We start from the raw sequence: 6,181 nt of genomic DNA, 5'->3' as shown, positions 1-6,181 counted from the left end.
GCGCGACATGCGACGTACGACAATTCGAGACGCATCCGTCATCAGTGACGCGAAGGACGCCTTCTCCAACGTGTTCGATGTCGTCGACAAAACTACAGCCTAGTGCACAGAGCAAGAAAATAGCACGCATCCGAAGCCGGATTAACCGAACCGGGGATAAGGCGTGCAGGAAAGGAGCGCATTGATGAAAACTCGCGAACGATCGTTGCGCCTGTCAGTTGAAAAGTGGTTCCAGTCCACTCCGGCAATGCCTGTTCAGGTGTTCGATTTCGGCCGCGTGATGCCTAGCGGGGCTCGATACGTTCGTGTTGGCGTAGTTCGTCCACATGGCTCTTTGGCGATTGTGTTTTTTCGTCACACCGATGGTTCGTGGAATGTCTATCCGCCAGCTACACGAGCGCCCTCAATGCAGACATATCAGCCGGCTGCCTGATGGCAAACATTTAAATGCTCGGGAGAGAAATGCTGCCACCAGCCCCAAGCGAGGTGGACGTCCATTTGGAGTTGGTTGAAAAGCGCTAATCGATTCGCTCGGTCGTACTGTATGGTTAAGGTCGAACAATGCTAGAACTACCATCTGAATACATGACTTTCTGGGCCTTGCAGTGTTTCTATCATCAGGATTCCTCTTCGGTCGGAGGATCGATGTGCTTTGGTGTGTATCTTCCGCCGCAAGCGTCGCGTGGCAAAGTGCCAGCCCTGCTTTTTCTGGCCGGCTTCTCATGCAGCGAGGAGACCCTCGCGATCAAGGCCGGCGCTCAACGGTACGTTGCGGAACATGGCATTGCCATCGTCACTCCTGATACAAGTCCGCGTGGAGAGGGCGTCGTCGACGAGCCGGATGCTTGGGACGTTCGGATCGGAGCCGGGTTTTAGGTAGACGCCACTCGGGAACCGTGTGTCGTCATTACTGCATGTACTCATCCGTCTTGCACGAACAGCCTGAGGTAATCGCCACCAGTCTTCCAGTGAACACAAACCGGATGGGCATATCAGGCCGTTCGATGGGACCCCCACAGCAGATGTCAGAATTGATGGCGAATACCGACATTCACCGCCACCGTCGACGTGCCGGGAGCCGCTAGCTCGCCATATGCCACCATATCGGTCATATTTCCCTGATTGTTCACATGGCCCAATTGCGCGTACACGGTGGTTGTCTTCGAGAGTTGATAGTCCGCCACGACCGCAAACATCACGGACTTGTTGGTCGAATCATGCCTGTCCTTCAGGTAGTAGATCCCGCTCGTCACCGTTAGAGCCGGCGAGAACACATATCCCACCCCGGCAGAATACATGTCGATATCGACCAAGTTGGATTCGGCTGGATTCCTGCCGTTGCTGTAAGAAGCCGAGAACGAAAAGTTCGCAAAGTCATAGAGTGCACCAAAGTAAATCATTCGATTGTTCGCGACACCGGTTGCAGGCGCTGTGAGTGGAATGGGATTGGCGTCGTGACCGTTGTAATAGAGCGCCGAGAGGTGAAGTCCATAGTTGGCGTACTGCAACACCACCGACTCGCGCGTGTTGGCCTGAAAGCTCCCCGGGACGCCTCCGAGGGCGAATTCCAGAGAGCCGGTGAATCCAGAGACGGTCGGAGACCTATATACGATCGCGTTGCTTTCAAACAAAGCCCCCAGAGGTGCATTGGTGCTACCGAGGCTCCACCCCGCGGCCGTATTCATGCCAACCCACGCCATGAGAGCGCTGCCAAAGTACGCGGCTCCGCGAACGTCGGTGGCTTGTATTGCAAACGCCATGGGCGCCAGTTGTCGGCCAACCGTCACGGCGCCGAATGATCCCGATAAGCCGATATAAGCCATTTGATTGAAAATTGAACTGGTCGGTGCCGTGTTGTCTCCAATGATCGATTTTCCATTCGTACTACTAAATCCATTCTGCAACCTGAAAAAAACCTGGTAACCGCCGCCCAGGTCCTCGGTTCCTTTAATGCCCCAGTTGCTCGGTGACACGCCGCCGTCCTTCACGGCAAAAACGCTCCCCGTATTGGCCGCTTTCGGACTGAGCGAAGCTGCCGACGCGCTCTGATAAAACAGCCCCGAATCGATCGTCCCGTAGAGCGTCACCGATGACTGGGCAACGGCAGGCGAACCGTAACACGCTATAGTGGACGCGATCGCGGCAAAGCGGATCACGGCCGGTACGGATTGCGAATGCGCACGCATTTTCTTGTCTCCTCGTCTTTGTGGTAATAATTCAGTCTTCAGGCGCCGTATCGCGCCGCCATGTGGAGATTCAACGCAACGCGTCGGTGAGGCCTGGTATGACGGTGAAAAGATCACCGCCGAGGCCGTAGTTTGCGACCTCCAGAATCTGGAGCCCTTGTGCCTCACTCAGCTTGTTGCCCGGCGGTGACCGTCCTGTCGTCGTGCGGCGAGCACCGCATCGCCGCTTCCCACACAGCGTTGGAACGTGTCCAGGCTCACGCCCAGTTCGTCGCCTGTCTTCTACAGCCGGCAGCATGACTTGCGCTGCCTCGCGAATCAACGATACCTGTAACAGTTGATCCGGGACTTTGATCAATCGTCCTCTTTGTCTCGCCAGATCTCCTGGGCCTGTTTCTCAGAATCGGCACCGCGGCCGCTTCCGCCAGCGCCTTCTCGCGCTGCAATTTCTCTCGAGTTGCTGAACGCGCTTCCCGTCCTCTTTCGACTGCTGGCGCTGCTCGCGTGCCTGCTCCGCGGCATTTGCATTAGCCGGACGACAAGCGGTTCGCCAAGCGGATATCTGTTCCGGATAAAGAACCTCAAGACGACCGTACTCGGCCACATCCACTGCATCGAGCAGCGTGGTCTCCAGCACCACTTCAATCTGTTTTCCGAAAACCATCCCTAGAAATTCTTCCCATCGCCCGGCACGGCCAACCCTTATCCTTCCGCCTCTCGGCGTCACCTGTACAACGTATGTTCCGTAATTCTCCCTTCGCTGGACAGCGCCGAAACCAGCGCGTGTTCCGGCGGCATCATGCGACGCACAAGCACTTCTTTTTCTTTCTCTTGAGTAGGATTTCATTCACGTTGATCTTGCCGCCCCGGAGCATGTCTGTAAGAATCAGATAACATGACAAGTAGTCTGGCGCCGAGGGCGCTCAATTTGCCCGCAACAAACCATGCGGATCGAGCACGAACTTCTTGGCAGCGCCTGCATCGAATGCCTCATATCCCTTCGGTGCATCATCGAGCGAAATCACTTCTACATTGACCACTTCGGCGATATTAATGCGCCGCCCGGGATGGCCATCATCAACTGATTGTTGTACTTCATCACAGGCGTCTGGCCCGTGAAAAAGTTGTGTGACTTCGCCCATCCAAGGCCCAGCCGCACACTCAGACTACCCCGCTTCGCCGCTTCGTCGATAGCGCCTGGATCGCCGGTTACATACAAGCCAGGAACTCCGATGTTGCCTGCTGCTCGCGTGATCTCCATCAGGGAGTTCAGCACGGTCGCCGGGGCCTCGTGCTGCGATCCCGAGCTTCCGTGGCCACGAGCTTCGAATCCAACGCAATCGACGGCGCAATCCACTTCCGGCTTCCGAACGATATGTTTGATCTGTTTAACAAGTGACGCGTCGCTTGCTAGGTTGACCGTTTCAAAGCCCATTCTCTTCGCGTGTTCAAGGCGCGCGATAGACGTGAGTGCCGGGGTCGGCACTCCGACTGAAGGTCGCGCGCGTATTGAATTGCTGCGAGTCGCCGTGATCGTCGAGATGAAGAAACGTGTTGGAAACCAGATCGTGGAGCCTAAACCGTTCCTTGAAGGCGATCTTGTCGAGCGTGCGGGCGCAGTAGTGCAGTTCGAAGGAGGCGCCTTCGTTTACCAGGCGTTCCGCCATACACAGGAGAGGTGTAATTCCGATTCCTCCGGCAACGAGGATGGAGTGTGTGGCATGCCGCGCGAGCGCGAAGTGATTTTTCGGCTCACCAATGACAATCTCGGCCCCTTCCATGAGCTCATGCATGGCAACCGAGCCCCCCCGAGAGCCAGGGTCCTTTAACACCCCTATGACGTAGCGATGGTTCTCGTCAGGATTGTTGCAAAGTGAATATTGCCGAATCAGTCCACCGGGTAAGTGAACCTCGATATGCGATCCGGCCGAGAATGCAGGCAGCAAGACGCCTTCCGCGCTCGTTAGCTCGAACGAACAAATCCCGTCGGCAACGACAGTCTTGCTTGTCACTTTTACAGTAAGCATGGTAACTTTCCCTGGCAGCAGGCAAGCCTGAAGCGGTGCGACACTGACTTCGGGTTCGCGTTTAATTAAGTCCAGTTCCCAGGATAGGAGCCTCGTCTGCGCCGCCGCCAAACGTGTTGCGATGCAGGTAGCCAAGGTGCGTCAGATCAAATAGGTTGTCGTGCATGAGCATATAGCGGCCAGGCACGGGCTTATACCAACCGCCGATGCACTTGTATTCGGGATTCGAAAGCCCGATGTCGAAATGATCGGGGATCAGGCTCTCGTCGGCGAACGCCGGGTCTCCCATCCAGATCCAGATCCATTACCCGCGCCCCGCAACAGGGTATGCCTTGATCTTGCAGCCTTTCGGAATCACATTCTGACTAGGAATCAAGCTGCAAGCGCCATTGGGTTGAAAACGAAGTCCGTGATAACCGCACTCGATCTCATCGCCTATCAGTAAGCCCTTGCTGAGCGGATAACCTCGATGAAGGCACTTTCCCGCCACTGCTATAGGCTCCCCCGCCGGATTGCGGTACATAACAACCGTCTCGTCCAGCAGCATGCGCTCCATGGGTTCGCGCGTCACTTCGTTGGACCAGGCCGCCACATACCATTGGTTGAGCGGCGCGAACATGCCTTCTGCAAGTGGATACATTTTCTTCGCCTATAAGTTTTACCGTGTCGTTGACGGACTCTAATTCTCGAACAGCGATTTCCGGTCTCCGCGACATATCAACTTCATGTTGTAATCGACAGGGCGCTTGCCGCGCACCACATCAAAACCGTTTGGAAACGTCGCCATTGCTTGATCTCTAGCCTTGCTGAAACAGAACCCGTCACTCGGTTCCTGATAAATTCTCGCGAGTCCAGAGCGTATGCTGAAGCAATAAAATCTCGCACGCTGCGCCAACTCCTCTTCAGGTGAGCGAATCATCGACCAGGTTTACGTCCGTGGGAGGAACGGAATTTCAGCACACGAAACAGCCCTGCATCTGCCAAACGGCTTTGTGGGCGGCGCACCAGTGCGAATGCTCCCGATTACCACGCCGCGCAATAAGCTCTGTAACGCTTTGATCGATAAGCTGTCGCGAGCTGTCCAGCTCAAGCCGAGTAGCAGTCCCGCGGCTAAGGGCCCAACGATCGATCCAACCGGTCCCACAGGCGCCGGCTGCGCGCAGAAGTTCTGCCTGGACAGTTGCGTCGAGCGGGGCAGGAATGTCCACGCCGGAAATTTCAGATCCAAAGCGTGGCAGGATGGGCTCAGCTGTCCGGGTCATGATGCGCCTCCTAGTTCTTGATGATGGAGCAGCAAGATACCTTGAAATCAGACGCGTGATAATTAGCTATATCGTTCCCAGATATGTTCCCAGGAGTTGCAAATGAGCGATGTTCCCGAAACGACACGGGCCGCCGTATTTCCCGGTGTCATCGTCGATATACCGTTCGTCAACCAACAGGTTCATCCGCTGCAGGAAAGATTTGGCGTCGAGTTTTCGGTGCTGCCCACCCGATTCCGGGGAGGATGGGTTGTGCACCGAGTCGATAGTCGGGCATCATGGCTTTAAGCAAAAGCGGTTCAATGCGTTATTCGGTTAGTAAAACTTTCAAATCAGTCTGCTCCGACTTATCCAGTAGTACGGAGGGTACCAATGCAATGCCGATGCCAGCTCTGACGAGCTTCATCAGTAGATCCATACTATCGGTTGAAAAGACGGGATGTATACGGACAGGTCGGTATGCGACGATCCGCGCCCTCAGTGCGACCTATCACGACGATGACACCGGGAAATACGGCGGCCCGTGTCGTTTCGGGCACATGCTCGTTTGCAACTCGTGGGAACATATCTGGGAACGATATAGCTAATTATCACGCGTCTGATTTCAAGGTATCTTGCTGCTCCATCATCAAGAACTAGGAGGAGCATCATGACGCTGACTGTTGAACCCATCCTGCCACGCTTTGGAGCCGAAATTTCCGGCGTG

Annotated in this window: 7 protein-coding genes and 2 pseudogenes; 2 read left to right on the top strand and 7 right to left on the bottom strand. The window is 55.5% G+C overall.

The features are described 5' to 3' along the window. The first annotated feature begins 561 nt into the window (after window positions 1–561). Complete coding sequence (locus P3T22_RS33020; protein ID WP_429327255.1) at window positions 562–876, top strand: alpha/beta hydrolase-fold protein; 315 nt, start codon at window positions 562–564, stop codon at window positions 874–876. A 149-nt stretch (window positions 877–1,025) separates the two neighbouring features. On the opposite strand, the gene P3T22_RS33015 is transcribed toward P3T22_RS33020, so the two are convergent. The 6 genes and pseudogenes from P3T22_RS33015 to P3T22_RS32990 form a co-directional block, all read right to left on the bottom strand. Next, entirely contained in the window at window positions 1,026–2,186 is a 1,161-nt protein-coding gene (locus tag P3T22_RS33015) for a porin (RefSeq protein ID WP_429327254.1), read from the bottom strand. 130 nt (window positions 2,187–2,316) lie between these two features. After that, window positions 2,317–3,033 (bottom strand): annotated as a pseudogene (locus P3T22_RS33010) (hypothetical protein); the annotation flags it as partial. 76 nt (window positions 3,034–3,109) lie between these two features. Next, window positions 3,110–3,642: pseudogene (locus P3T22_RS33005) on the bottom strand (formaldehyde dehydrogenase, glutathione-independent); the annotation flags it as partial. Beyond that, the gene (locus P3T22_RS33000; RefSeq protein WP_429327253.1) at window positions 3,635–4,213 is read right to left on the bottom strand and encodes a ferredoxin reductase; all 579 of its coding nucleotides are present in this window, start codon (window positions 4,211–4,213) and stop codon (window positions 3,635–3,637) included. The gene P3T22_RS33000 and the pseudogene P3T22_RS33005, both read right to left, overlap by 8 nt. Window positions 4,214–4,274: 61 nt before the next feature. Beyond that, entirely contained in the window at window positions 4,275–4,502 is a 228-nt protein-coding gene (locus tag P3T22_RS32995) for a hypothetical protein (protein ID WP_063495227.1), read from the bottom strand. Window positions 4,503–4,517: 15 nt separating this feature from the next. Beyond that, window positions 4,518–4,853 carry a Rieske 2Fe-2S domain-containing protein gene (locus tag P3T22_RS32990; RefSeq protein WP_429327252.1) on the bottom strand — a complete coding sequence of 112 codons (336 nt, stop codon included), beginning with the start codon at window positions 4,851–4,853 and terminating at the stop codon, window positions 4,518–4,520. Between the two features lie 724 nt (window positions 4,854–5,577). On the opposite strand from P3T22_RS32990, the gene P3T22_RS32985 reads away from it, so the two are divergent. After that, window positions 5,578–5,763: a hypothetical protein gene (locus P3T22_RS32985; protein ID WP_148662104.1), complete on the top strand. Its 186-nt coding sequence runs from the start codon at window positions 5,578–5,580 to the stop codon at window positions 5,761–5,763. 19 nt (window positions 5,764–5,782) lie between these two features. Here P3T22_RS32985 and P3T22_RS32980 read toward each other — a convergent pair whose 3' ends face one another. Beyond that, window positions 5,783–5,920 (bottom strand): hypothetical protein, encoded by a 138-nt coding sequence (locus tag P3T22_RS32980; protein WP_420488472.1) that lies wholly within the window; start codon window positions 5,918–5,920, stop codon window positions 5,783–5,785. Window positions 5,921–6,181 lie beyond the last annotated feature (261 nt).

The sequence above is a fragment of the Paraburkholderia sp. GAS348 genome, assembly GCF_050434205.1.
In the GTDB taxonomy this organism is placed as follows: Bacteria; Pseudomonadota; Gammaproteobacteria; order Burkholderiales; family Burkholderiaceae; genus Paraburkholderia.
The sequence above is the reverse complement of the archived record's forward strand: the minus strand, read 5'-3'. Positions and strand labels throughout refer to the sequence as shown.

Excerpts from the sequence above, each read along its gene's own strand:
- P3T22_RS33000 (WP_429327253.1), bottom strand. The coding sequence starts at position 4,213 with ATGCTTACTGTAAAAGTGACAAGCAAGACTGTCGTTGCCGACGGGATT.
- P3T22_RS32985 (WP_148662104.1), top strand. The coding sequence starts at position 5,578 with ATGAGCGATGTTCCCGAAACGACACGGGCCGCCGTATTTCCCGGTGTC.
- P3T22_RS32990 (WP_429327252.1), bottom strand. The coding sequence starts at position 4,853 with ATGTATCCACTTGCAGAAGGCATGTTCGCGCCGCTCAACCAATGGTAT.
- P3T22_RS32995 (WP_063495227.1), bottom strand. The coding sequence starts at position 4,502 with ATGGGAGACCCGGCGTTCGCCGACGAGAGCCTGATCCCCGATCATTTC.
- P3T22_RS33015 (WP_429327254.1), bottom strand. The coding sequence starts at position 2,186 with ATGCGTGCGCATTCGCAATCCGTACCGGCCGTGATCCGCTTTGCCGCG.
- P3T22_RS33020 (WP_429327255.1), top strand. The coding sequence starts at position 562 with ATGCTAGAACTACCATCTGAATACATGACTTTCTGGGCCTTGCAGTGT.